General features: G+C 66.7%; 20 protein-coding genes. 6 read left to right on the top strand and 14 right to left on the bottom strand.

Features of this window, described 5'->3' with window-relative positions; all coding sequences use genetic code 11:
• Window positions 1-18: 18 nt before the first annotated feature.
• The gene (locus L2D00_14200) at window positions 19-963 is read left to right on the top strand and encodes a LysR family transcriptional regulator (GenBank protein ID WBQ12984.1); all 945 of its coding nucleotides are present in this window, start codon (window positions 19-21) and stop codon (window positions 961-963) included.
• A gap of 33 nt (window positions 964-996) precedes the next feature.
• The gene (gene ggt, locus L2D00_14195; protein ID WBQ12983.1) at window positions 997-2763 is read left to right on the top strand and encodes a gamma-glutamyltransferase; all 1767 of its coding nucleotides are present in this window, start codon (window positions 997-999) and stop codon (window positions 2761-2763) included.
• Window positions 2764-2782: 19 nt separating this feature from the next.
• On the opposite strand, the gene L2D00_14190 is transcribed toward ggt, so the two are convergent.
• The 14 genes from L2D00_14190 to L2D00_14125 form a co-directional block, all read right to left on the bottom strand.
• Window positions 2783-3106: a hypothetical protein gene (locus tag L2D00_14190; protein WBQ12982.1), complete on the bottom strand. Its 324-nt coding sequence runs from the start codon at window positions 3104-3106 to the stop codon at window positions 2783-2785.
• A gap of 3 nt (window positions 3107-3109) precedes the next feature.
• Complete coding sequence (locus L2D00_14185; protein WBQ12981.1) at window positions 3110-3688, bottom strand: hypothetical protein; 579 nt, start codon at window positions 3686-3688, stop codon at window positions 3110-3112.
• A gap of 28 nt (window positions 3689-3716) precedes the next feature.
• Window positions 3717-4535, bottom strand: a complete 819-nt coding sequence (locus L2D00_14180; protein WBQ12980.1) for an AAA family ATPase — start codon at window positions 4533-4535, stop codon at window positions 3717-3719.
• A complete protein-coding gene (locus L2D00_14175; protein ID WBQ12979.1) occupies window positions 4532-5518 on the bottom strand; it encodes a hypothetical protein in 987 nt (328 codons plus the stop codon). Before L2D00_14175 ends, L2D00_14180 begins: the two co-directional genes overlap by 4 nt.
• Before the next feature lie 12 nt (window positions 5519-5530).
• A complete protein-coding gene (gene flhA / locus L2D00_14170; GenBank protein ID WBQ12978.1) occupies window positions 5531-7645 on the bottom strand; it encodes a flagellar biosynthesis protein FlhA in 2115 nt (704 codons plus the stop codon).
• 19 nt (window positions 7646-7664) lie between these two features.
• On the bottom strand, window positions 7665-9026 hold the full coding sequence (locus tag L2D00_14165) for a sigma-54 dependent transcriptional regulator (GenBank protein ID WBQ12977.1): 1362 nt from the start codon (window positions 9024-9026) through the stop codon (window positions 7665-7667).
• 34 nt (window positions 9027-9060) lie between these two features.
• Complete coding sequence (gene fliN / locus L2D00_14160) at window positions 9061-9414, bottom strand: flagellar motor switch protein FliN (GenBank protein ID WBQ12976.1); 354 nt, start codon at window positions 9412-9414, stop codon at window positions 9061-9063.
• Between the two features lie 11 nt (window positions 9415-9425).
• The gene (locus tag L2D00_14155) at window positions 9426-10073 is read right to left on the bottom strand and encodes a hypothetical protein (protein WBQ12975.1); all 648 of its coding nucleotides are present in this window, start codon (window positions 10071-10073) and stop codon (window positions 9426-9428) included.
• A gap of 11 nt (window positions 10074-10084) precedes the next feature.
• A complete protein-coding gene (gene fliG / locus L2D00_14150; GenBank protein WBQ12974.1) occupies window positions 10085-11119 on the bottom strand; it encodes a flagellar motor switch protein FliG in 1035 nt (344 codons plus the stop codon).
• Window positions 11119-12729, bottom strand: a complete 1611-nt coding sequence (fliF, locus tag L2D00_14145) for a flagellar M-ring protein FliF (protein ID WBQ12973.1) — start codon at window positions 12727-12729, stop codon at window positions 11119-11121. Before fliF ends, fliG begins: the two co-directional genes overlap by 1 nt.
• Before the next feature lie 196 nt (window positions 12730-12925).
• Entirely contained in the window at window positions 12926-13198 is a 273-nt protein-coding gene (locus L2D00_14140; protein WBQ12972.1) for a DUF1153 domain-containing protein, read from the bottom strand.
• Between the two features lie 193 nt (window positions 13199-13391).
• Window positions 13392-14783 (bottom strand): flagellar hook-basal body complex protein, encoded by a 1392-nt coding sequence (locus L2D00_14135; GenBank protein ID WBQ12971.1) that lies wholly within the window; start codon window positions 14781-14783, stop codon window positions 13392-13394.
• A gap of 91 nt (window positions 14784-14874) precedes the next feature.
• Window positions 14875-15555 (bottom strand): flagellar hook assembly protein FlgD, encoded by a 681-nt coding sequence (locus L2D00_14130; GenBank protein WBQ12970.1) that lies wholly within the window; start codon window positions 15553-15555, stop codon window positions 14875-14877.
• 21 nt (window positions 15556-15576) lie between these two features.
• On the bottom strand, window positions 15577-17304 hold the full coding sequence (locus L2D00_14125) for a flagellar hook-length control protein FliK (protein ID WBQ12969.1): 1728 nt from the start codon (window positions 17302-17304) through the stop codon (window positions 15577-15579).
• Between the two features lie 453 nt (window positions 17305-17757).
• Here L2D00_14125 and L2D00_14120 point away from each other — a divergent pair, with 453 nt between their 5' ends.
• The 4 genes from L2D00_14120 to L2D00_14105 all read left to right on the top strand — a co-directional run bounded on the left by L2D00_14120 (window position 17758) and on the right by L2D00_14105 (window position 22942).
• Window positions 17758-19884, top strand: coding sequence for a flagellar basal body protein (locus tag L2D00_14120; GenBank protein WBQ12968.1), 2127 nt, complete (start codon window positions 17758-17760; stop codon window positions 19882-19884).
• Between the two features lie 11 nt (window positions 19885-19895).
• Complete coding sequence (locus tag L2D00_14115; GenBank protein WBQ12967.1) at window positions 19896-20807, top strand: hypothetical protein; 912 nt, start codon at window positions 19896-19898, stop codon at window positions 20805-20807.
• Between the two features lie 73 nt (window positions 20808-20880).
• Window positions 20881-22164: an amidohydrolase family protein gene (locus tag L2D00_14110; protein WBQ12966.1), complete on the top strand. Its 1284-nt coding sequence runs from the start codon at window positions 20881-20883 to the stop codon at window positions 22162-22164.
• Window positions 22165-22213: 49 nt separating this feature from the next.
• Entirely contained in the window at window positions 22214-22942 is a 729-nt protein-coding gene (locus tag L2D00_14105; protein WBQ12965.1) for a M48 family metallopeptidase, read from the top strand.
• Window positions 22943-22995 lie beyond the last annotated feature (53 nt).

Genomic DNA, 22995 nt, shown 5'->3' with positions numbered 1-22995 from the left:
GGCAAGGAAGACCCTCTGATGGGACCGGCAGATTTGCTAAACATTGAGCCGGGTGCCCGGCCCGCCGAGCCCTTGCTGCCGCTGAATGCGCTGCGGGCGTTTGAAGCGGTCGCTCGGCGCGGCAGTGTTGCTGCAGCTGCGAGGGAGCTGGGTGTGACGCCCGGCGCGGTGTCCCAGCAAATCCGTCTCCTGGAAGATGTCCTGAAAGTGCGCTTGCTGGAACGTCAGGGCCGGGGCGTGTCGCTGACCGTGGGCGCCGCCGGGGCGGCCCCTGCGCTGAACGAAGCCTTCGCCCGTCTCTCTGAAGCCAGCCGCCTGTTGCGCCAGGAATCCGGCGTCAGCGCCCGCGTGCGTCTGGGCGCGCCGGGAGCTCTGGCCGCTTCATGGCTGGCGCCGCGCCTGACCGGTGTGGAGATTGACCTGATTGCCGACCCGGCACCCGAAGACCTCGACCGGTTCCGGCTGGATCTGGATATCCGCTATGGGCCCGGCCCCTGGCCCGGCTACCGGGTCGTCCGGGTGATGACCGAAAGCGTGGCGCCAGCAGCCTCGCCGGACCTGCTGGCACCCTTTGGCGGAGACTGGCGCGCGGCGCTGACGGCCCTGCCCCTGATCCACGATATGAGCCCGGGGCGCGATCCCGCGCAGCCCGACTGGCGCACATGGCTGGAGCGCCGGCGCCTGGCTCGGACCGATCTGGCCGCCGGGGATCATTATGCGCGCCCGGAACATGTCGTTGCCGCAGCCGTTGCGGGGCGCGGTGCCGCTCTGGTGCGCCGCAGCCTGGCCGATGGCGCGGTCGCGCGCGGCGAACTGATCAGCCTGGTGGCCGACGGTGTGACGGCGCTGGACTGGGGATATTATATCCTGTCTCCTGAGACCCGCCCCGTTCCGCGCGCGGCACGGGGCATCATCGATACCCTGAAAGACCTTGCCGAGCCTTTCGAGGCCGCCGGCGTCTAGACCCGACTTCCCAATGCGTTGAAAGGACTTTCCATGCGTCACCTGACCCGCTTCGCCGCCCTTACCGGCACGGCTCTGTGGCTGACCGCCTGCGGTGCCCCGAACACAAGCGGGCCCGGCAGCGTACCGGGAACGGCGCAAGCGCCTGACCCCGCCGCCGCGCCTGCAGCTGCGCCGGTCGACGCCATGGTCGCCGCTGCCCATCCCGACGCCGTGGAAGCGGGCCTAGAAGCGCTGCGCCGCGGCGGCGACGCAGTGGACGCGGCCATTGCGGTTCAAGCCGTGCTGGGTCTGGTCGAGCCGCAAAGCTCCGGCATCGCTGGGGGCGCCTTCATGGTGCGCTATGACGCACAGACAGGCGAAACCATCGTCTATGACGGGCGCGAAACCGCGCCGGCGAGTGTCACGGAAAACCATTGGCTGAACGAGGACGGCGAACCGGTCGGGTTCCTTGAGGCCTGGCAGAGCGGGCGCTCCACCGGCGTGCCCGGCGCCATCGCCATGCTGGCCATGGCCCATGGCGATCACGGACGGCTGGACTGGTCGGACGGATTCGACGCCGGCATCACGCTGGCGACAGACGGGTTCGAAGTCTCCCCGCGCCTGTCATCTCTGGCCCAGCGCGTGCGGCAAATCTCCTCTCTGGCCCGACGCGAACAGTCGCGCGATTACTTCTATGATCCGGACGGCAATGCGTGGCCGGCCGGCCATGTGCTCACCAATCCGGGCTATGCCGCCACACTGACGGCTGTGGCGGCGGACTGGCGCAATTTCTACACTGGCGAGATCGCGCAGCAGATCATCGACACGGCCGCGGAAGAGCCCCTGCCCGGCCTGATCACGCCGGAGGATCTCGCAGGGTACGAGCCGGTGCGGCGCGAGGCGTTGTGCGCGCCTTACCGCGTCCATCTCGTCTGCTCGGCGCCGCCGCCCTCCTCGGGTGCCATTGCCGTTGGGGCGATCATGACCATCCTGGAAGGCTTCGACATGAGCGCCCACGGCCCTGACACGGCAGAGGGCTGGCACCTGTTCATAGAGGCGAGCCGTCTGGCCTATGCCGACCGGGACCAGTATGTGGGCGACGCCGACTTCGCCGACGTGCCGGTAGCGGGGCTTCTGGACCGCGACTATCTTGCCACGCGCCGCGGCCTGATCGATCCGGAACGGGCGATCCCGGCCATCTCCCACGGCATGCCGCCGGGCGCGCAGCCGGCCGGGCCCGACACCACGCCGGACAATCGCGGCACGACCCATTTCGTCATCCGCGACACATTCGGCAATGTGGTCTCCATGACCACCACGGTGGAATCGGGCTTCGGCAATAACCGGATGACCGAAGGCGGGTTCCTTTTGAACAACCAGCTGACCGATTTCGCGTTCGTTCCGCGGGACGAGACCGGACGCCTGCATCCCAACGCGCCGGAAGCGGGCAAGCGGCCACGCTCGTCCATGTCGCCCACCATTGTTTTTGATGCGGACGGGAGTTTTGTGTTGGCCACCGGCTCGCCGGGCGGCAATTCGATCATCGCCTACACCGCCAAGACGCTGGTTGGCATGCTCGATTGGGGCCTCAGCGCCCAGGAAGCAGCCGATCTGCCCAATGTCGTGGCGCGCGGCGATGTGATCAATATCGAGCGCGGATTCGATGCGGACATGCTCGAAGCGCTGCGCCAGCGCGGCTTCGAGATTGACGGCGAGCGGGGCGAAAACTCCGGCATCCACATCATTCGCATGCTCGAGGACGGCACGCTGGAGGGTGCCGCCGATCCGCGCCGCGAGGGTGTGGCCGCACGGCCCTGACCGGGACGGGTGAGCGGCGCTACCGCGTGTAGCGCCGCTTCAGTCCGAACAGCAGGGCGATAGCGCCAAAATACAAAAACGGGCGCAGCGTGGCGGCAAGCCCGGCCATGTCCATGCGGGTGAAGGCGAGCTGCAGCGCGAAATTGGCCGGCATGTCCCCGGCGCTGGCGTATTCCAGCGCGAAGCGCAGCACCACGTCCACGCTGTAGGCCAGCAACGCCGCGCCCGTGATCTGGCTCCAGCGCCGCATCACCAGCGCCGAGACGATCGAGGCCATGGCGATGAAGGACACGTCAAAAAAGGTGAAGCCCGCCAGGAGCAGCGTGAACGGGTCCGCGCCCATCAGCTACTCCTCTGCGCCCGTGATCTGGCCGGCATAATCTTCGCAAATGAGGCTGGCGAGCGCCTGCCCGCCCTCCAGCGTCACCGCCAGATAGACCGCGCCATCATCGGTTTCGTGGAAGGGCGCATCGGACGGGGCGATATCACCGCCTGCGCCCAGAAGGGCCGATGCCGCATCCACAGCGGCGGCACCATCTCCGCCCGGATTGCAGCCGGTCGCACTCTCCACTGCCCCAAACAGCCAGGCCAGCCGGTCACGCGCTGCGGCCAGGCCCTGGGGTGCCGGGAAACGCGCCGTCACATTGAAGACAGGCTGCACGCAGAAATCGGCGGCAATGACCACCACGGACCCGTCGGCGAACACGGCCGCATCGGCGCGGGCATCTCTGTTTTCCAGCGCGGGGGCGGCCAGGACCGCGCCTGCTTCGAACAGGTCGAAGCTGAAGGCGGTGAAATCGAGGCAGGCCTCGGCCTGATCCTCGAACCCGGCCTCGCCTTCCTGCGCCTGCGCGCCGGCAAGTGGCGTGATGCATGGCGCGGCCAGCACACCAGCGAGCACCAGCAGGAATCCCCAGCGAATCATGACGCCCCCTCAAGGTTAAGGGGTCAGTCTATCCCGGCTCGACGCCACGCTCCAGCGCGCGCGCAAGAGCGCTGGCGTCACGTGCCGCATCGGTGCCGGGAAAGCGCTGGTCCAGCGCGGTCTGGGCACGGATGGCGCTTGCCACGTGGGGATCACGCCGGATGATCCCGGCCAGCAGCGGGCGGAAGCCCAGAAAGCTCTCGCAGGTCCGGGCAAACATGGCGTAGGCACCTTGCGCCGCCACCTTGTCGGGCGCGTTGTTGACCACCACGAAGGGCGACGCGCCCTCGTCCCGCATGCGCAGGGTTTTCACAAACGCATAGGCGTCGGTGAGCGATGTGGGCTCGTCATTGATGACCACCAGCACATCATCGGCGGCGACAGCGAGGCGGATATTGGCCCGCTCCGCACCGGCAGCCAGATCGATCAGCGTGCGGTCATAGCCCAAGGACGCCGCGGCCAGCCCCGCCGCCAGACGTCCCACGGCACCGATATCGAGCCCGGCCAGGGAGGCCGACCCGGACGGCCCGGCGATGACATCAAACCCGCCAGCCTTGTGCGATCCGCCACAGGCCGGGGCGACCGCCTCGGCCAGCGTCAGGCGTCCGGCCACCACGGCGCCAAGGTCACCGGGCGGGTTCAGTCCCAGCTGCACGTCGATATTGGCCATGCCCAGATCCGCGTCGACCACCAGCGTGCGCGCCTTGCGTTGGGAGAACGCCCGCGCCAGCGCCAGCGTCAGCGCGGTCTTGCCCACCCCGCCCTTGCCCGAGGCGATGGCGATCACCGGTCCGGCCCGGCGCGGCGCGCGGGCGGCGTCATGCGCTTCGGCAGCCAGCGTGGTCATGAATGATCCTCCTCGCCAGCATCGTCTTCCAAAAGCGCGCGTGCCAGGCGCAGCGCCGTGGCCGGTGCCAAGCCTGATCCGATAAAAGGCGACGCGGCCACATGGGCGTAGGCCAGACCCGCCTCGCCCGGCGCCAGCAGCGCGCCGCGACGGCGGGCGGCGTCCAGCTTGGTGATGATCGCTCGGCCCGCGCCGATGGCGGCGAACAGGGCCGCGATGTCCTCGGCGTCGCCCGGTGCCAGTCCCGCCTCCATCACCGCGACGATCTCGGCGTCGGCAGCGTAGGCGAGATCGGCCAGGTCATCGAGATCATCGAGCTCGAAAGGATTGATACCAGGCGCGTCAATGATCGCGGCCCGGGGTGCCGCTCGGGTCAGCACGGCGGACAGTTCGCGCGGGCCTTCCACCGCTTCAAACTCCAGCTCCAGCGCCTTGGCGTAGGCAGCCAGCTGCTCGCGCGCGCCCGCTCTGGCGTCGGCGCTGATCAGAACCGGCCGCACACCGTGGCGCACAGCCCGCGCCGCCAGCCGCGCGGCGCAGGAGGATTTGCCCGCACCCGCGCCACCCGCCAGCAGGATGGGGCGGCCCGGATCGGCCTCGACCGGATGCACGCCGTAGCGCTGGTCCAGGGCGCGCGCCAGCGTCGCCGTGGCTTCGCCGTCCTGCATCGCCATGGCCGACTTCATCAGCGCTTCAGCCGGCTCCGGCGTGACATGATGCCAGCTCAGAGCCCGGGCAATGCGCGTCAGCCCGGCGCTGGCATCGCCGCGCTCGCGCGTCCGTTCGGCATCGCGGCGTGCCAGAGCGGTTACGCTGTCCTCGGCTTTGGTTCCCATGGTGCCGCGTTCCGCCGCCGCGCGCACTTCCACCCCGCCGCCGGGCGCATCGCCCGAGGTGATGATCACCGCGTCCGGCCCCAGTTCACGGCGCACCTCGGCCATGACGGCGCTGAGACTGTCTCCGGTGAAGGTGCGCATGCGCATGGGGGCGTCTTTCTAGATCTGCCCGACGGTCTTGAGCCGGGCGCTGGGGTGGATCTCGTTCTGGCTCATTACCACGGTCTGCGGCCGGAAGCGTTCAGCCAACGAGCGCACATAGGGCCGCGCCTGCGGACTGGTCAGCAGCACCGGCACGTCGCCAGAAGTACCCGCGCGGTCAAAGCCCTCGCGCACGCGGGCCACGAAATCGCGCAGCGAGGACGGGGCGAGCGCCAGCTGGCGCCGGTCGCCATCGCCGATCATCGCCTCGGCGAAAGCCTGCTCCCATTGCGGGCTCAGCGACAACACCGGCAACGTACCGTCAGGACCCTTGTTGGCATAGCAGATCTGGCGCGCCAGACGCGTGCGCACATGCTCGGTGACGGCGTCGAGATTCTGGGTTGCGGACGAGGCTTCGGCGATGGCCTCCACAATCGTCGGCAGATCGCGGATCGAGACGCGTTCCTTGAGCAGGTTCTGCAGGACGCGCTGGATGCCCGCACGGGTGATCTGGGACGGGGTGATGTCGTCGACCAGCTTGCGGTGCTCCTTGGACAAGGCCTCCAGAAGCTTCTCGGTCTCCGCATAGGACAGGAGATCGGCCATGTTCTCGCGCAGGATTTCGGTCAGGTGGGTGACCAGCACGGCGGCCGGGTCCACCAGCGTATAGCCGCGGAAGGTGGCTTCCTCGCGCAGGCCTTCCTCGATCCAGGTGGCAGGCAGGCCAAAAGCCGGCTCCTTCACATGCGTTCCGGGCAATTCCACCTGCTGACCCGTCGGGTCCATGGCCAGCAGCGAGCGCATCTTCAGTTCGCCAAAGCCCGCCTCCATCTCCTTGACGCGGATCAGGTAGTGCTCGCCGGCCGACTGCATGTTGTCGATGATGCGCACCGACGGCAGGACGAAGCCGGTTTCCTGGGCGAGATTGCGGCGCAGCGCCTTGATCTGATCGGTAAGGCGGCGGCCCTCCACATCATTGATCAGCGGCAGCAGCGCATAGCCCAGCTCGATCTTCAGCTCGTCGATGTGCAGCGTGTCCTCAATCGGCGGCTCGGCGGTGGCGGCCTCGGTCGCGGCCTGATCGGCCGCATCGGTCTGCTTGTTGACGATGTCATCGGCCCGCTGGTCGCGCCGCCGACCGGACATGACTGCCCCGGTTCCCGCCGCCGCGGCCAGAATCGCGAACGGGATCAGCGGCATGCCGGGCAACAGCCCGATGGCGAGCGCCGACCCGGCGACCATGCCCAGCGAGGCCGGATTGGCCGACAGCTGGCCGAACACCGCCTTGTCCGCCTCGCCGTCCACACCTGCCTTGGAAACCAGAAGGCCGGCGGCCAGCGATACGATCAGCGCCGGGATTTGCGACACCAGGCCGTCGCCGACGGTCAGCGTGGAATAGGTGCTGGCCGCATCACCGAACGCCATGCCGGACTGGGCCACGCCAATGACCATACCGCCAATCAGATTGATCGAGGTGATCAGAATGCCTGCGACCGCGTCGCCGCGCACGAACTTCGAGGCACCATCCATGGCCCCGAAGAAGTTGGACTTGTCTTCCAGCTCCTTGCGGCGGTCCTTGGCTTCCTGCTCGGTGATCAGGCCGGCTGAAAGGTCGGCGTCGATGGCCATCTGCTTGCCCGGCATGGCGTCCAGGGTGAAGCGCGCGGCCACCTCGGCGATACGCCCCGAACCCTTGGTGATCACCACGAAGTTCACGATCACCAGAATTATGAAGACGATGATGCCGATGATGACATTGCCTTGCATCACAAACGCACCGAAGGCCTGGATGATGTCGCCCGCCGCCGCCGTGCCCTCATGACCCTCCGACAGGATCAGCCGCGTGGACGCGATGTTCAGCGCCAGGCGCAGCATGGTCGCGATCAGCAGGATGGCCGGAAAGGCCGTGAATTCCAGCGGCGTGCGGATGAACAGCGCCGTCATCAGGATCAGTACGGAAAAGCAGATCGAAACCGCCAGCGCGACATCCAAAAGGACGCGCGGCAGCGGCAGTAGCAGCATGACCAGCAGGCTGAGAACGCCCACCGCCATGATGATGTCACCGCGCGCCAGGCGGCGGCCGAAGGCCGCCCAGTCAAATCCGGCAGGCCTGGAAGCGGGAGCGTCAGCCATCAGCGGTCATCAATCTCCGTCAGGCCGCGCCGGCGCGGGTTTCGCCCGGTGCAGGAATTTCTGCGCCGGAATCGGCATAGAGCTTGAGCTTGTTGCGCAAGGTTCGGATCGAAATGCCCAGAATCGTCGCCGCATGGGTGCGATTGCCCAGGCAGTGATCCAGCGTGTCCAGGATCAGGTCCTGCTCCACCTCGGCCACGGTGCGCCCGACGCGGTTGGTCGCCTCGTCCGCCGCTTCTGCGGCGCGCCGCGCAATGGTGCCGCCATAAGCGGTGAAGGGCGACCCGTCCGGCGAGCGGATGGCTTCAGGCGTGATCTGGTCCCCGTGGGCCAGCAGCACCGCGCGGTGCATGGCGTTTTCCAGCTCCCGCACATTACCCGGCCATTCACGCGTTGTGATCTGCGCCTTGGCCGCTTCGGAGAGCGGGCGATAGGCTACGCCATTGGCCTTGGCGTATTTGCGCAGGAAATGGTCGGCCAGCGCCACAGCATCTTCCGGGCGTGCACGCAAGGGCGGCACGGCCAGATTGACAACATTGAGGCGGAACAGAAGGTCTTCGCGGAACACTCCGTCGCGAACGGCCTGGGCCAGATCGCGATTGGAGGTGGCGATGATGCGGATATTGACCTTCACCGGCTTTCCGCCGCCGACCCGGTCAATCTCGCGTTCCTGCAGGGCGCGCAGGAGCTTGGCCTGCAGACGGACGTCCATCTCGGAAATCTCGTCCAGCAGCAGCGTGCCGCCATCGGCTTCCTCGAACTTGCCGATGCGCCGCGCGACCGCACCGGTGAAAGCGCCCTTCTCGTGGCCGAACAGCTCTGACTCCAGCAGGTTTTCCGGGATCGCCGCGCAATTGACCGAGATGAAGGGCTTGGAGGTGCGCCTGGACATTTTGTGGACGTGACGGGCCATCACCTCCTTGCCGACGCCGCTTTCGCCGGTAATCAACACAGACGCCTCCGAAGGCGCGATGCGCTCGGCCAGCTCCACCACGCTCAGCATGGCCGGATCACGCGCCACCAGCGGACGGTCATCATCGGACACCGCTGCCAGCACGGCACCGATCAGGTCGGGATCGGGGGGCAGATGGATGAATTCCTTGGCACCGGCCCGGATCGCGCCCGCCGCAGCTTCAGGGCGCACATTGACCCCGCAGGCCACGATGGGTGCCATGATGCGCTCGGCCTCGTTGGCGGCGATCAGCGCGGCGATGTCCAGCGCCACATCGACCATGAGCAGATCTGCCCCGCGCCCCGCGCGCAAATAGGCTGTGGCCTGTTCGATGGTGTCGACCTGGGCGACTTTCGCGCCGCGATCCATCGCGATCTTGGTTGCTATGGTCGATTGCCCGCCCAGCGAGCCTACGATCAGAACGCGCATCGTGCAGCTCCTTCATATACAGCTTCGGTCCGGGTCATGAGCCGTCACCATCCTTGATGATTTCCGTCATGGTTACGCCCAGCCTGTCCTCGACAACCACCACCTCGCCGCGCGCGACCAGCCGGTTGTTGACATAGATGTCGATCGCCTCGCCCACCTTGCGGTCCAGTTCCAGAACCGATCCGGCGGTGAGCTTGAGCAGCGAGTTGACGTCGATATGCGCCTTGCCCAGAACGGCAGAGATGTTAACCGGCACATCGAACACCGGTGCCAGGTCGACAGCGGTGCGCACCTCATCCTCGATCAGTGACTGACCAGCGCCCCCGCCGGGGGTCAGCTCGGCTTGCGAGCCGGCGAGGTCCTGAAGCTGCAAATCATCCTGGCTCATTATTGTCTCCTTTATGCGGCCTGACCGCCGGCGCTTGCGCCAGATGACCCGTCTCTGTCGGCTGCCGGTGCGGCCAGCCATTTGCGGGCAGTCTCTTCAAGGCGCGCCTCGATGTCGGAAGCCGTGCGCTCGACTGCACCGGCGCGCCACTCCAGCACCACATCCCCGGCGCTGACATCCTCATCAGCGCGGACGATGACTGCGCCCTCAAACCCCAGACGGGCCGCTTCGCTGTCGAGGCGTTGTGCAAGATCGTCCACCAGAGACGGCGCCACCCGCACCGCCAGACGTGGCTCGGCGCGCAGCTCGGCCAGGGCCTCGCGGGCGCAGGCCTCAATCGTGTCAGCGCCATATCGATCCAGCGCCGCGCCGGCGATGGCGCGCGCGGCGGCCACCGCCAGACGCACCGCATCCTCGCGTATCGCTTCGGACTCGGACTCCATGCGCGCCAGCACCGCCTGCATCCGCCCGGATATCTGGCGCAGTGTCTCGGCCTGCTTTTGCGCATCGGCGTCCGCGGCCTTGTTTGCCGCCATGTCAGCCATGGCGCGCGCCTCGTCCTCGGTGAAGATGCGGCGCACGCGGTCGCCATCGCGCAGCACTGTCCCGTCCGCGGCGTACTCGCGGTCGAAGGCGAACCGTTTGAATGATGCCGTCATGTCCGCCTCCCTCAGTAAATCAGCTCGTCGTCGCCGCCGCCGTCCGCAATCAGGATCTCACCCTTGGCGGCCAGATCCTTGGCGAGATTGACCATGGTCTGCTGGGCCTGATCGACGTCTTTCAGGCGCACCGGCCCCATGGCCGCCATATCCTCGCGCAGAATTTTCGCCGCGCGTTCGGACATGTTGGAGAAAAATAGATCGCGCAGTGTGTCCGAGGCCCCCTTGAGCGCCAGGCCCATCTGGTCCTTGGGCACCGAGCGCATCAGCGTCTGCACGCCTTGCGGGTCGAGCTTTCCGAGGTCCTCGAACACGAACATCAGCGAGCGGATTTTCTCGGCGCTGTCGCGATTGCGTTCTTCCAGATTCGCCAGGAAGCGGTTTTCGGTCTGGCGGTCGAAATTGTTGAAAATGTCCGCCATCAGCTCGTGGCTGTCCTGCTTGGACGTGCGCGCCAGATTGCTCATGAATTCAGTGCGCAGCGTCTCCTCTATCTTCTCGAGGATCTCGCGCTGCACCGGTTCCATGCGCAGCATGCGCATCACCACTTCCAGCGCGAAGTCTTCAGGCAGGGCGCCGAGCACGCGCGAGGCATGGTCGGGCTTGACCTTGGACAACACCACCGCGACGGTCTGGGGATATTCATTCTTGAAATAGTTGGCGAGGACGACCTCGTTCACATTCGCCAGCTTGTCCCACATGGTCCGGCCGGCCGGACCACGCAGCTCCTCCATGATGGTCTCCACCTTCTCCTTGGGCAGAAAGGCGGAGAGGACGCGCTGGGCCTGCTCGACCGAGCCGGTAATCGAACCGGTCGAGGACATGGAGCCGACGAAGTCGAGGATCAGCTTCTCCACCGCGCTGGCGGTGACACTGCCAAGTCCGACCATGGCCTGGGAGACCACGCGGATCTCCTCATCGTCCATCATCTCCCAAAGACGGCGCTGCTCGTCCCCGAGTGCCAGCAACAGGACGGCGGCCTTCTCCGGCCCGGCGAGGCGGGACGGATCATCAATCTTGCGGGTGTTTGTGGTGCCGTCAGCCATCACGCACTCTCATGCATCCAGGTGCGCAGAATGCTCATGGTCTCGTCCGGGTGCTGTTCGATAAGAGCGGCGACCTTGCGCACCGACGATTTCTTCACCTGGCCATCAATGTGGGCGACATCAATGCGCTCCTCGTCTTCGTCGCTGCCTGGCAGAAGGGCCCCGCCGTCAGAGCCCGGCCTTGCGGCGATCTGGGCCTGCCCGGCCCGGCCGGGAAGCACAGCGGCATCGCCCGGACCGGCCACGGCGGACCCGCCGCCAATTGCGCCGCGCACCAGCGGGCGCGCCACCAGGAAGATGATCAGCAGGCCCATCAGGGCGATCACGGCCAGCTCGGCGGCGCGCATGATGTCAGCGCGCTCCATGCGGAAGCCTTCAGGCGCGGGGGTTCCCGCCAGCAGGTCCGGCCGCGAAAAGCGCATCTGCGCCACTTCCAGAACGTGACGCTCGCCATCGATGGCCCTCACGTCCATGCCCGCCGCGGCGGCCACCAGCGCGCGAATCCGCTCCATCTCTTCTTCGGTGCGCGGCTCGAACACCGGCGCGCCGTCCTCGCCCCGCACCGAGCGTTCGTCGACGACCACCGACACGGCCAGTCTTTGCAGCTCGCCGGCCTCGACCACACGGGTGCTGGTGGTCCGCGAGTTCTCGAAATTACGCACATTCGTGCTGCGCCGCGATGTGGCCATCTCGCCCGGCCCGGCGGCAGGCTCATCGGCACCAGGCTGGTTTTCGGTGGCGGACACGGCTCCCTGGCGCCCGGCGGGCTCGCTGGTTTCCTCGCTCTGAACCTCGCGGCTCACTTCCACCTGCAGATTGGGATCAAACTCCAGCCGGGTCTCGGTCAGGCTTTCACGGTTCACCTGCGCCGTGACCACCACGCGCGCAGCGCCGGGGCCGACCACGCCTTCAACCACGTCCAGAATGCGCTGGCGCAGGGCAGCTTCCAGACCGGTGCGGCGCTCTTCAATAGCCACGCCGCCGAACGTGTCGCCGTCGCTGGGGCTGGCAAGAAGCCGGCCCTGATCGTCAGCGATGGTGATTCGCGACGGTGACAGGCCCGGCACGGCCGTGGCGATCAGGTTGCTGATGGTGGAGACCTGGCCTGGTGACAGCTGTCCGCGGACGCTGATCACCACAGAGGCCGACGGCTCCTGCTGCTCGCGCGAGAACAGGCGGCGTTCAGGCAGGACCAGATGCACGCGCGCGCCCGACACCGCACTGATGGCGTTGATGGAGCGCGCCAGCTCGCCTTCCAGGGCCCGGCGCGCATTGACGTTCTGGACGAAGCTGGTGGCACCGATACCGTCATTGGAATCGAAGATTTCATATCCCACAGAACCGAAGCTCAGCGCGCCGCCCGACGCCACGCGCAGGCGCGCCTGATCGACCTGGGCGGCGGGCACATAGATTGCCGAGCCGCCATCGCGCAGCTCATAGGGGATGCCGGCCCCTTCCAGGCGCTCGGCCACCGAGGCCGCGTCTCGCGCCTCGAGCCCGGAATACAACAGCGCCTGGGATCCGCTGCCCGGATTGACCAGCAGCAGGATGAGCGCCAGCGCTACGCCGGCGGTCAGCCCGAAAATCAGGCTCAGGCGGCCAATTCCCAATCGGGAAAGCTGTTCAAAAAACGCCGTCACGTGCGAAGGGCCCCGCCTCAGAAACAGTCCGGGTGCGCGCATGGCTCCCGGCTAGGCAAGTTTTTCCCACCGCCCGCGTAAACGAGGGCTTAACGACTTGAACCAGAATGCACTGCGGGCGCGCGCCCGGTGGCGCACGCCCGCAGCAAACCATGTTCCGCGCCTGCTATTGGCGATAGTGCTGTATCCGGGTGGTGCGCAGCCCGGCCAGGCCATGGCGGTCGATCGCGCGCTGCCAGGTGAGGAATTCCTCCACTGTCAGGCTGTAGCGATCACACGCCTCGTCAAGGCTGAGCAGCCCGCCGCGGACCGCTGCGACCACTTCGGCCTTGCGCCGGATCACCCACCGCTGGGTCTCCGGGCTCGGCAGATCGGCCACTGTGAGCGGGCTGCCATCCGGCCCGATCACATAGTTTTCCTTCTTCGCTCGACGTTCCATCCGACCCATCCTTGTCAACAGGCGCGTCTGTCGCGCGCCCTTTTGATGGGATGGTTATAACCCAAGTGCCTTTCCGAACCTCTAAAGCCCAAGGTAAACGTCAGGCTAATCAGAGCTTTAGAAAAAATTCACCCCGGCGCTTGCGCGCCGGGGCGAGGGAACGCCGGTGGGACGGCGGGAGAAGCAGTCAGATCTAGCGCTTCATCTGGATGGCTTCAGCGAGCATTTCGTCTGCCGTGGTGATGATGCGCGAGGAGGCCGAATAGGCCCGCTGGGTAATGATCAACTGGGAAAACTCGGTGGCGATATCGACATTGGAGTTCTCCACCGAATTGGACGCGATCGTGCCTGAGGCACCGCGCCCAGGGGCGTTCATCGTGAAGGCACCGGAGTTTTCGGTCACCTGGAACGAGGCCCCGCCCACACTGGCCATGCCGTTGGGATTGGCCACAGTTGCAACCGGGACCTGATAGATCTGGCGCACAACACCGTTGGAGAAGCGCGCTGAAACGAACCCGTCCGGGCTCACTTCCACCCCGGCGAACGACCCGAAGATCGCCCCGTCCACTGTGGTGGAATTCAGCGTCGACGGGCTGTCGAACTGGGTGATGCCGCCCGGCGCGCCCGCCGTGCCCAGATCCAGACTGACCGTCTGGGCACCCACGCCTGTCGCCGCGGCCCACTGGACCTGATTGGCACCCAGAACGCCGGCGAAGTCCGAAGCCAGGAAGTTGAGCGACGTGGGCAGGGTCGAGGCACCCGGATTGATCTGGCCATTGGTATCGAACGCCACGATTCCGGTGGCGACCTGACCGTTATTGAGACCCGCCCCGGTGCTGACGTCCGCGGCCGGCTCAACATGCAACTCCGTGAACCACTGGTTGGCAGTGGGCGATTTGAGCAGGGACAGAGTGATCGAACGCACCCCGCCCTGGCTGTCAAACACCTGGATCGTGCGCTGGAAGTCCGGCGTGACGGTACCCGAGGCCATGTTGAAGGCCGGGTCGGCCGCGTCATATGTCGCTGCGGCAGGCGAAACCGCCTGGCTGGCCTGCAGGTTGGCATTGATGCGGATAGACGAGGTTGCCTCCGCCGCACCGCCGATATTGGACAGGTTGATCGCCTCAAGCTGGTCGAGATTGGACGGGTTCTGGTTCACCGTCCCGTCCGCCGACACCGGCCAGGCATACAAATACATGCCGGCATCATTGCGCAGGAAGCCCGAGCTGTCGGTCTGGAACGCGCCTGACCGGGTGAACAGCACGGAGTCCGTGCCGGTATTGGACGTCGCGACCGGACGCACGACGAAGAAGCCGTTGCCGTCAATGGCCAGATCCGTTGGCGAGGAGCTCGGATTGAGAATTCCCGCTGAATTGATATCAAGGCGCGAATTGGAGGTAACGCCGGCAGAAGCATAGCGCGCGTCTCCGCCGCCGCCGATCTTGTAGTTGGGCGTGAAGATGGTGGCCACCCGCTTGTAGCCGGTGGTGTTCACGTTCGCGATGTTGTCGGAGATCGCCGCCAGCGCCGAAGAATTGGCGAGCAGGCCCGACGCCCCCGTAATCATAGCCGAGTTGATAGACATGCTTTCAGTCTCCCACGTCCTGCCCGGATGCGGGGGCTTTTGCCCCGGCTCCAAGTGTTTTGTCAGGGCACCTTCAGGCGCCCGGTTATGATCAGCCGCGCGCCTCACGCACGGCGATGACATTGGCGAAGGGCGCGCTCACCGCACCCAGTTCAACACGAACTTCGGGGCCGGACAGGTCCACACCGGTCACCCGGCCGGACACGCGCACCGACGACGTAATACGTTCGCCTTGTGCGTCACGCGCCACGACTTCCAGCTTGTAGAGGCCCGGCGCCAGCGTATTGCCGGCCATATCCTTGCCGTTCCAGAGCAGTTCATGGCTGCCCGCCCCGGTCTCGCCGGGCAGGGTCGCCACCACGCGCCCGTTGCGGTCGCTGACCACCAGGTCAGCGCCCTGGGCGTTGCGATCCAGGCTGTAGCTCCAGCGTGCTTCATTCCCGGCCAGCTCCGCCGTATCGGTCGCCAGAGTCACGTCGCGTCCGACATAACCCGAGGCCGACATCACGGCGCTGGCGCTCTGCATGGCCAGCAAGGCATCAAGCGAACGGGTCTGTGCAATCTGCTGTTCCACCGAAGAGAATTGAACCAGCTGGTTGACGAATTCCTGTGAATCCATCGGGTTGAGCGGATCCTGGTTCTGCAGCTGCTGGGTCAGCAAGCGCAGAAACGTGTCGAAATTGTCCGCCAGATTGCCAGCGGCCAGACCGCTGTCAGACGCCCCGTTCATGCCGGGCAGGATCTGGCCGATCGGGTTGAGATCAAGCGTCATGGCGAAGAGTCCTCACGAGTGTCATGCCTGAATGTCCAGACCCGCGGCGCGGGCCAGGGCGAAACCGTACAGCGCGGTCAGCGGCGCACCGGGACGCGCCACGTCAATCTCGACAACGCTGCGCGCGCTGCGCGGCGCATCAAACCCTTGCGCATCGCGCTCGCCACGCTCGCCGCCGAGGGAGAAAGACAGGCCGTTCTCGGCCAGATTCAGCCCGGCGTCGGCCAGCGCGCGCTCCAGTTCACGCGCTGTACGCTGGAGCTCCTGCAGCGTGTCGGGCCGCTCGGCGCTCAGCATGGCCTTGACCATCTGATCCTTGCCCATCTCAAGGCGCACACCGACCCGGCCCAGCTCGGGCGGGTCAAGCCGGATATCGAACACCCGCCCGCCCTCGGTCTGGCGGCGCACGATCTGGGCAGCCAGGGTCTGGACGGTCTGAGGTGCAAAACGTGGCGTGGCCCCCGGCGGCGTCGGTCCAGAGGTGCGCAGGAATTCTGCAGCGCGGTCGGACGAACTGCGCAGGCCGGTGTCGCCGGTCGGGTCGAGGGACAATTCACCGGCGCGCGGTGCTGCGGCCTCGGCGGAAGGCCGGGTCTGGGCTTGCAAGAGCGCCTGGAAAGCGTCCGCGCTGCGCAGCGGCAGGGGCAGGTCCGGTGCGCCGGTCTTGGCCGGGGCCGCCGGCGGGGCGGCGGCCGGCTCCTGAACCTTGGCACCGGATTGAGCCGGCTTGGCCGGCTCATCGCCTGCTTTGCCGGCATCGCCGCCCTGGACGGCGCGGCGCGGCTCGCTCTCGCGGCGGACCGATGCCGCGTTTGAAACCAGTTCAGCAGCCGGCGCTTGCGCGGGCGAGGCAGGCTGAGGGACCGTCTCGGGTTCAATGGCGGTTGCAGAGCCAGTCGCTGGATTGCCGTCCGGCTGAGGCGGCAAATCAACCGCTTGCGCGGGTGGTACAGCCTCATCCCTGGCGGGTGCCAGCGCCTCAGCCCTGCCCTCTCCGCCAGCCGGTGGCAGATCAGCGCCATCAGTCACGGCGGCGTCCTGCGCCTCCGGCATCGCCGTCACGTCCGGTGTCTCGGCAGTATCCACGTCCGGCATCGCCGTCGCTTCGGGTGTCTTGACGAGTTCGGCATCCGGGATGGCAGCTGTTTCGGCTGCCTCGGCCTTGTGCACGGCCGGTATCGATTTCGTTTCGAGTGTTTCGACCTGTTGCGCGTCCGGTATCCCGGTCAGGCCAGCTGCATCGACCGGCTTTTGAGCGGCATCTTCAGCGCCCCGGTCACGCACGCCCGCAGCGCGCCCGGCATCCATCTGCGCCGCCTCGCCATCCGCGGTCCCGGACGGCGCCGGTCCGGGCGCTGTGACAGTCTGGACAGCGTCCGGCTTAGCCTCGGCTGCCATGTCCTCGCTGGTGGCCGCCGGACCTTGCTCCCGCTCATGCAGCGGCACCGAAACCTGCTCTAGGCCCTCTTCGGACACCCTGTCCATGGTGACCAGCCCGGCACCGAGGTGCACGTCCTGCTGCGCCGTGAAGGGCGCGCCCTCGCTCTGGCTCCCCTCGCCACCCGGTGCCGCCTCGCCCCGGGGCATACGCACGCCGCCGGCAGCACGCTCATCCGCCGGCACAACATTGCCCAGCAGTGCATCGAACGCCGCGGCCGCGCCCGCACCGTCAGGCGCGCCGGCGCTGCCCGTGCGGACCGCGGCGGTGCCCGGTGCCGGGCTCGAATGAATGACGGCCGCAAGCGGCATGGGGACAAACCCTGATGTTCATGGGATGCGCCGCATTTTGCCGCGAACTACAAAGCCCGCGCACTTTGGGCGCAGGCCGACCAGCCCACACAAGCAAGCTGCGCGCCAGCCGATATTCGGACCGGCAAAATAATAAATTCAATTAGTTAGTGCGAGCGCCACCTCTGCCGCCTGGTGCCGCCCGGCAAATTCTGACGGGTCCACCGGGACGATTCCTGCCGCCCTGACGCCCCCTGGCGCTTTGGCCCGGGGCTTGCGCTGTAGACAGACACACCGGCGCACAGATTCCGCCCGAACGAGCAGGATCATGAAAAATAAGGTTATAGAAACAGTATCTTGGATGGACACGGCTGGTTCGGGGCATGAGCGCGCATGCATGCCGGACCCGGCAGGTCTTGCCGCTGACCCGGCAAAACACGCCCTGTTCACCGGCACAGCTGAAGGAGCGTATTGATGTCGCTCAACGGGATCATCGGCAGCGCGCTCAGCGGCCTGCAGGCTGCGCAGCTGGGCATGCGCACCGCTTCGAACAATGTCGCCAACGTCAACACGCCGGGCTATGCGCGCTCCGAACTGTTGCAGACCTCGCGCAGCTCCGCAGGCATGGGTGCAGGCGTCACGGTCGAGGGAATCAACCGGGTATCCGACATCTATCTGACCAGCGCCGCCATGCGCGCTTCGTCCGATGCAGCGGCATCCAAGGCGATCGCCGGTGCCCTCGACCGGCTGCAATCGCAATTTGGTGCCACGGATGATGCCGGCTCGCTGTTCGGGCGGATGAACCAGATCATGGCCTCGCTGGGTGCTGCCGCCGCTGACAGTGCCGACCGGGTGTCGCGCCTCAGCGCGGCATCTGATCTGCAGAGTTTCTTCGACGAGGCGTCACGCCTGTCGGCCGAGGTCCGCGTGATGCGTGACGAGTCCGACCAGCGGATCGGGACCGGCGTGAATCGGGCCAACGAGATTCTGCGCGAACTGGAAGCCCTGAACGCCCAGGCCCAGACACTGACCGCCAACGCCTCCGACGTTACCGGCACGCTGAACCGGCAGTCCGAACTGATGGATGAGTTATCGGTTCTGATGGATGTGCGCGGCGAGCGTCAGCCGGACGGACGCCTGTTCGTGCGCACCCAGGACGGGGTCGGGCTGATCGACAATGCCCGTCTCGTGCTGGAATACACGCCCGCCGGGACAGGTGCCTATGGTGTGGAGTACGGGCGCATCACCGCCCAGGTGTCGACTTCCGGTGCCATATCCGACATCACGCCGTCTATCCGGTCGGGTGAATTGCGCGGGCTGATGGATCTGCGCGACACGGAGCTGCCGTCCATCGCCGGGGCGCTGGCCGAAATGACCGCCGGTGCTGCTGATGCGCTGAACGCCGCCCACAATGATTCTGCTGCCTATCCGCCGCCCAACACGCTCGAAGGGCGCAATACCGGGCTGCTCGCCAGCGATGTCGTGACCGGGTCCGGACAGGCCGAGCTGGCTGTGGTCACCGGCGATGGCGCACTGGTCCAGCGCGTCAGCGTCGGCGTGACAGCCACCGGCTTCACCGTCAACGGTACGCCCGCTGCCAGCGTGGGCGATTTTGTCGCCGCGCTGAACACCGCCTTTGGCGGAAATGCGACAGCCAGCTTTGCCGGCGGACGCCTGACCCTGACCGCTGGAGATCCCGCTCACGGAGTCGCGGCATTCCAGAATGCAGCCGATCCCGCCTCTATTGGCGGGCGGGGCCTGTCGCATTTCTTCGGGCTCAATGATCTGATTGACTCGCCCCGGCCCGGCTTCTTCGAGACCGGCCTTACGGCGACCAGCGCGCATGGCCTGGCACCCGGTGGGGAGCTGGGCTTTTCCATACTGACGCCGGACGGCCGGCGCGCGGCTCAGGTCACGGTTCCGGTCGCGGGCACCAGTGTCCAGGACCAGATCAATGCCCTGAACAATCCCGCCACCGGCCTTGGCCAGTATGGCCAGTTCAGCCTGGACGGTGATGGCCGCCTGAACTTCCAGGCCGCGCCGGGCTATCAGAATTTCACGATTGATCTGACGCGCGATTCCACCCAGCGCACCACAACGGGGCTGTCCTTTTCCCAGCTGTTCGGTCTTGGTGATGCGGCACGCATGACCCGGTCTGAAAGCTTCTCGGTCGATCCGGCTGTGCGCTCGGATTCCTCACGGCTCGCCTTCGCCAGGCTGGACCTTGATGCAGGCACGGTGCCCGGCGATCTGGTGCTCAGCCAGGGCGACAGCCGCGGCGGGCAGGCCTTGTTCAACGCCCTTACCGAGAAGCGCCGTTATGCCGGTGCCGGAGGACTGGTCGGCGGCATGGCCAGCCCGGTGGAATACGCGGCACGCCTGGCCGGCGATGTGGGTGCCCGCGCCGCGCGCGCTGATCGCAATGAGACCGCCGCAGCCGCGGTCAAACAGGCCGCCAATGCCAAGCGCTCGGATGTGGAGGGCGTCAATCTCGACGAGGAGCTCGCCCGCATGACGCTCTACCAGCAAGCCTACAACGCCGCAGCACGCCTGATGCAGGCGTCCAAGGAAATGACCGATACCCTGCTCAACATGGTCTAGAGGACCGCACCATGCGCATTTCAACTCAAGCCGCCTCCCAGTCCGCGCTCATGGACCTCATGCGCGCCCAGCGCGAGGCGTTCGACGCGCGCGAGCAGCTTTCCACCGGGCGCAAAGCGCCGGACCTCAAAGGTTATGGCAATAGCGCCGAAGCCATCATGTCAGCGCGCTCCGCCCAGGTGCGCGTCGAGCAATATGTCAGCGCCAATACGCGCCTGGCCAACCGGCTCGATGTTCAGGACCTAGCCTATCGCGAGCTGTCCGACTCGGTGTCGGACCTGCGCGAGACACTGACCACGTCTGACGGCACCTTCCTGATGAACAAGGTCCAGGAATCCTTCGACCGGGCGGTGATTGCCCTGAATACACGGTTCAACGGCTCCTACGTCTTCGCCGGCGTGCGCACCGACACCCAGCCCATGACCGTGTCCACAATCGGTCAGCTCCAGGCACTGGGCGACCCCATGGACGCTTTCGACAATGCCGAGCGCCGCCAGAGCACCCAGATCGACGACAACATGGCCGTTGACGTGAACGCCACCGCTTCGGAAGTCGCCGACGATCTCATGGGCGTGTTCCGCCGGCTGGCGGACTTCAATGATGGCCCGAACGGGCCGTTTGACGGCCCCATGACGGCCGCCCAGCAGGCCTTCATCCAGACTGAAATCTCCAATGTGATCGCCGCCTTCGAGCATGTGAACGAGGCGATGGGCGAAAACGGTGCCCGCCAGGCCAGGGTGGAGGCGTCCGTAAGTGGCCACGCGGCGCGCTCCGACTATCTCACCCGCATGCTGGCTGATCTGGAAGACGCCGACATGGCCCAGGCCGCCACGCGCCTGACCCAAGCCCAGACCGCTGTGGAAGTCTCGGCCGCCACCTTCTCGATCCTCAATCAGGCGAGCCTCTTGCCGTTTTTGAGGTAGGCGTGATTTGACACACGGCCCGGGCTGGCGCGAGATAAGCGTCAGAACACAACACGATACCGGGGAGGGTTTCATGATCCGTCTGTTCGCTGCGCTGGCAGCTTTGTGCGCGCTGGCCGCGCCATCGGCTGCCGACACGCCCGTCACCATCATCCATGCCGGAACCCTGATCGCGGCCCCTGGCGATGCGCGCCCGCGCACCAGCGCCTCCATCATCGTGGAGGACGGGCGCATCACGGCCGTGGAGGACGGCTTTATCACGCGCGAGGGCGCGCAGATCATCGATCTCTCCACACGCTGGGTGCTGCCGGGTTTCATTGATTCCCACGTCCACATCACCTCCCAGCAGGGGCCTGACCGGCGCCTGGCGACCTTCAGCGAGTCCAGCGCCGACCGGGCGCTGCAGGGTGCGGAGTACGCCCGGCGCACGCTGTTGGCCGGCTTCACCACCGTTCAGGATGTGGGCGCGGACATGGAGGCGGTGCGCGCGCTGCAAAGGGCGATCAACCAGAACATGGTCCCCGGCCCGCGCCTGCGGATTTCCGGCGGCGCAGTGACACCCACAGGCGGCCATGGCGACATCAATGGCTGGAGCGTGGAGGTGATGCGCGCCTACGGCAGCCCGTATGCCTGCAATGGCGCGGCCGATTGCGCACGCGCCGTGCGCCAGCTTGTCCAGGAAGGCGCGGACATGATCAAGATCACCGCCACGGGCGGGGTCCTGTCCTCCACCGGCGCGGGCGTGGAGGTGCAATTCTTCGAAGAGGAGCTGCGCGCCATTGTCGAAGCCGCCACCATGATGGGCCGGCGCGTCACCGCCCACGCCCACGGCGTGACGGGAATCAATGCCTTCCTGCGGGCAGGCGGGCACTCTATCGAGCACGGAACCTTCCTGGACGCTGAGTCCATCCGCCTTTTCCGCAGCAACAACGCCGTGCTGGTCCCCACCGTGATGGCGGGCGAATGGGTGACGCAGCAGGCCGATGCTGGCTGGATGACACCGTTTCAGCGCGCCAAGGCGCTGGAGGTCGGCCCGCGCATGCTGGACATGCTGCGCCAGGCCCATCGCGGCGGCGTGACCATCGCCTTCGGGACCGATTCCGGCGTTTCGGCTCATGGCGACAATGCCCGCGAATTCGAGCTCTATGTCGAAGCAGGCCTGACGCCCATGGAGGCCCTGCGCACGGCCACCATTACCGCGGCGCGCCATCTGGGACTGGAGAATGAGACCGGCCGCATCGCACCGGGCCTGTCCGCTGACATCATCGCGCTGGACGCCGATCCGCTGGAAGACATCTCGGCAGTATGGCAGGTCGGCTTCGTGATGGCCCGCGGGGACATACATACCGCGCCCTGACCGGCGCGAACCGGCTGCGCGGCACGTGCAGGCACGCTAGTCTGGCACCATGATCACCCGCACGATTCGTCTGGGCGAGCGCGAGCTTGCCTACACTCTCGCCCGCTCCGCGCGCCGGCGCACGATCGGGCTGAAAGTGGGTCCGGACGGGCTGAGCGTCGTGCTGCCTCACCGCGCCAGCGCCTCGGAGGCCGACCGGGCCGTGCGCGAGCGGGCAGGCTGGATCCTCGACAGGCTGGACAAGCAGGCAAGGCGGGTCATCGCGCCGCCTCTACAGGGTGTCGATGGCGAGCCCATTGGCTGGCTGGGCGGCGTCCTGACCTTGCGCGTCACGCCCCATGACCGCGCCCGAACGGCGCTGGCGCACCTTGGCGATCATCTGGACGTGCGGGTTGATGCGGGGCTGGAGCCGGACTTGCGCGCGGCGACCATACGCCGGGCGCTGTCACGCTGGCGGCGCGAGCAGGCGCTGGCGCTGATGACCCCGAAAGTGGCCGGTTATGCGCAGGCATTGAAGGCCCCGCGGCCCAGCGTGCGGGTACGTGAACAGGCCTCGCGCTGGGGCAGTTGTTCTGCAGACGGCTCGATCCGCATGAATGCGCGCCTGATCGCCTATGACGAGGCGCTGATCGATTATGTGTGCGCCCATGAAGCGTGTCATCTTCTCGAGATGAACCACTCGGGGCGCTTCTACCGGCTGCTGGATCAGATCATGCCCGATCACCGGGCGCGCCGCATGCGCCTGCGCGAAACCGATCCGCCAGGTGCGGCGTTCTAGCGGTTTTTCAGCGGAACCGGGTGCCGGTTTCGCGTTTCGAACGGGTCATAGGG

The sequence above is a fragment of the Hyphomonadaceae bacterium BL14 genome (assembly GCA_027627705.1).
Lineage (GTDB): Bacteria > Pseudomonadota > Alphaproteobacteria > Caulobacterales > Maricaulaceae > Oceanicaulis.
Note: the sequence above shows the minus strand (reverse complement) of the source record. Positions and strands in the feature narration are given on the sequence as shown.

Coding starts and splice junctions, on each gene's coding strand:
- L2D00_14175 (WBQ12979.1), bottom strand. CDS start 5,518: ATGCGCATGCGCACCTTCACCGGAGACAGTCTCAGCGCCGTCATGGCC.
- L2D00_14180 (WBQ12980.1), bottom strand. CDS start 4,535: ATGACCACGCTGGCTGCCGAAGCGCATGACGCCGCCCGCGCGCCGCGC.
- L2D00_14190 (WBQ12982.1), bottom strand. CDS start 3,106: ATGGGCGCGGACCCGTTCACGCTGCTCCTGGCGGGCTTCACCTTTTTT.
- L2D00_14165 (WBQ12977.1), bottom strand. CDS start 9,026: ATGCGCGTTCTGATCGTAGGCTCGCTGGGCGGGCAATCGACCATAGCA.
- L2D00_14110 (WBQ12966.1), top strand. CDS start 20,881: ATGATCCGTCTGTTCGCTGCGCTGGCAGCTTTGTGCGCGCTGGCCGCG.
- L2D00_14115 (WBQ12967.1), top strand. CDS start 19,896: ATGCGCATTTCAACTCAAGCCGCCTCCCAGTCCGCGCTCATGGACCTC.
- L2D00_14135 (WBQ12971.1), bottom strand. CDS start 14,783: ATGTCTATCAACTCGGCTATGATTACGGGGGCGTCGGGCCTGCTCGCC.
- L2D00_14185 (WBQ12981.1), bottom strand. CDS start 3,688: ATGATTCGCTGGGGATTCCTGCTGGTGCTCGCTGGTGTGCTGGCCGCG.
- L2D00_14120 (WBQ12968.1), top strand. CDS start 17,758: ATGTCGCTCAACGGGATCATCGGCAGCGCGCTCAGCGGCCTGCAGGCT.
- L2D00_14155 (WBQ12975.1), bottom strand. CDS start 10,073: ATGACGGCATCATTCAAACGGTTCGCCTTCGACCGCGAGTACGCCGCG.
- fliG (WBQ12974.1), bottom strand. CDS start 11,119: ATGGCTGACGGCACCACAAACACCCGCAAGATTGATGATCCGTCCCGC.
- L2D00_14125 (WBQ12969.1), bottom strand. CDS start 17,304: ATGCCGCTTGCGGCCGTCATTCATTCGAGCCCGGCACCGGGCACCGCC.
- fliN (WBQ12976.1), bottom strand. CDS start 9,414: ATGAGCCAGGATGATTTGCAGCTTCAGGACCTCGCCGGCTCGCAAGCC.
- L2D00_14200 (WBQ12984.1), top strand. CDS start 19: ATGGGACCGGCAGATTTGCTAAACATTGAGCCGGGTGCCCGGCCCGCC.
- L2D00_14130 (WBQ12970.1), bottom strand. CDS start 15,555: ATGACGCTTGATCTCAACCCGATCGGCCAGATCCTGCCCGGCATGAAC.
- L2D00_14140 (WBQ12972.1), bottom strand. CDS start 13,198: ATGGAACGTCGAGCGAAGAAGGAAAACTATGTGATCGGGCCGGATGGC.
- ggt (WBQ12983.1), top strand. CDS start 997: ATGCGTCACCTGACCCGCTTCGCCGCCCTTACCGGCACGGCTCTGTGG.
- flhA (WBQ12978.1), bottom strand. CDS start 7,645: ATGGCTGACGCTCCCGCTTCCAGGCCTGCCGGATTTGACTGGGCGGCC.
- L2D00_14105 (WBQ12965.1), top strand. CDS start 22,214: ATGATCACCCGCACGATTCGTCTGGGCGAGCGCGAGCTTGCCTACACT.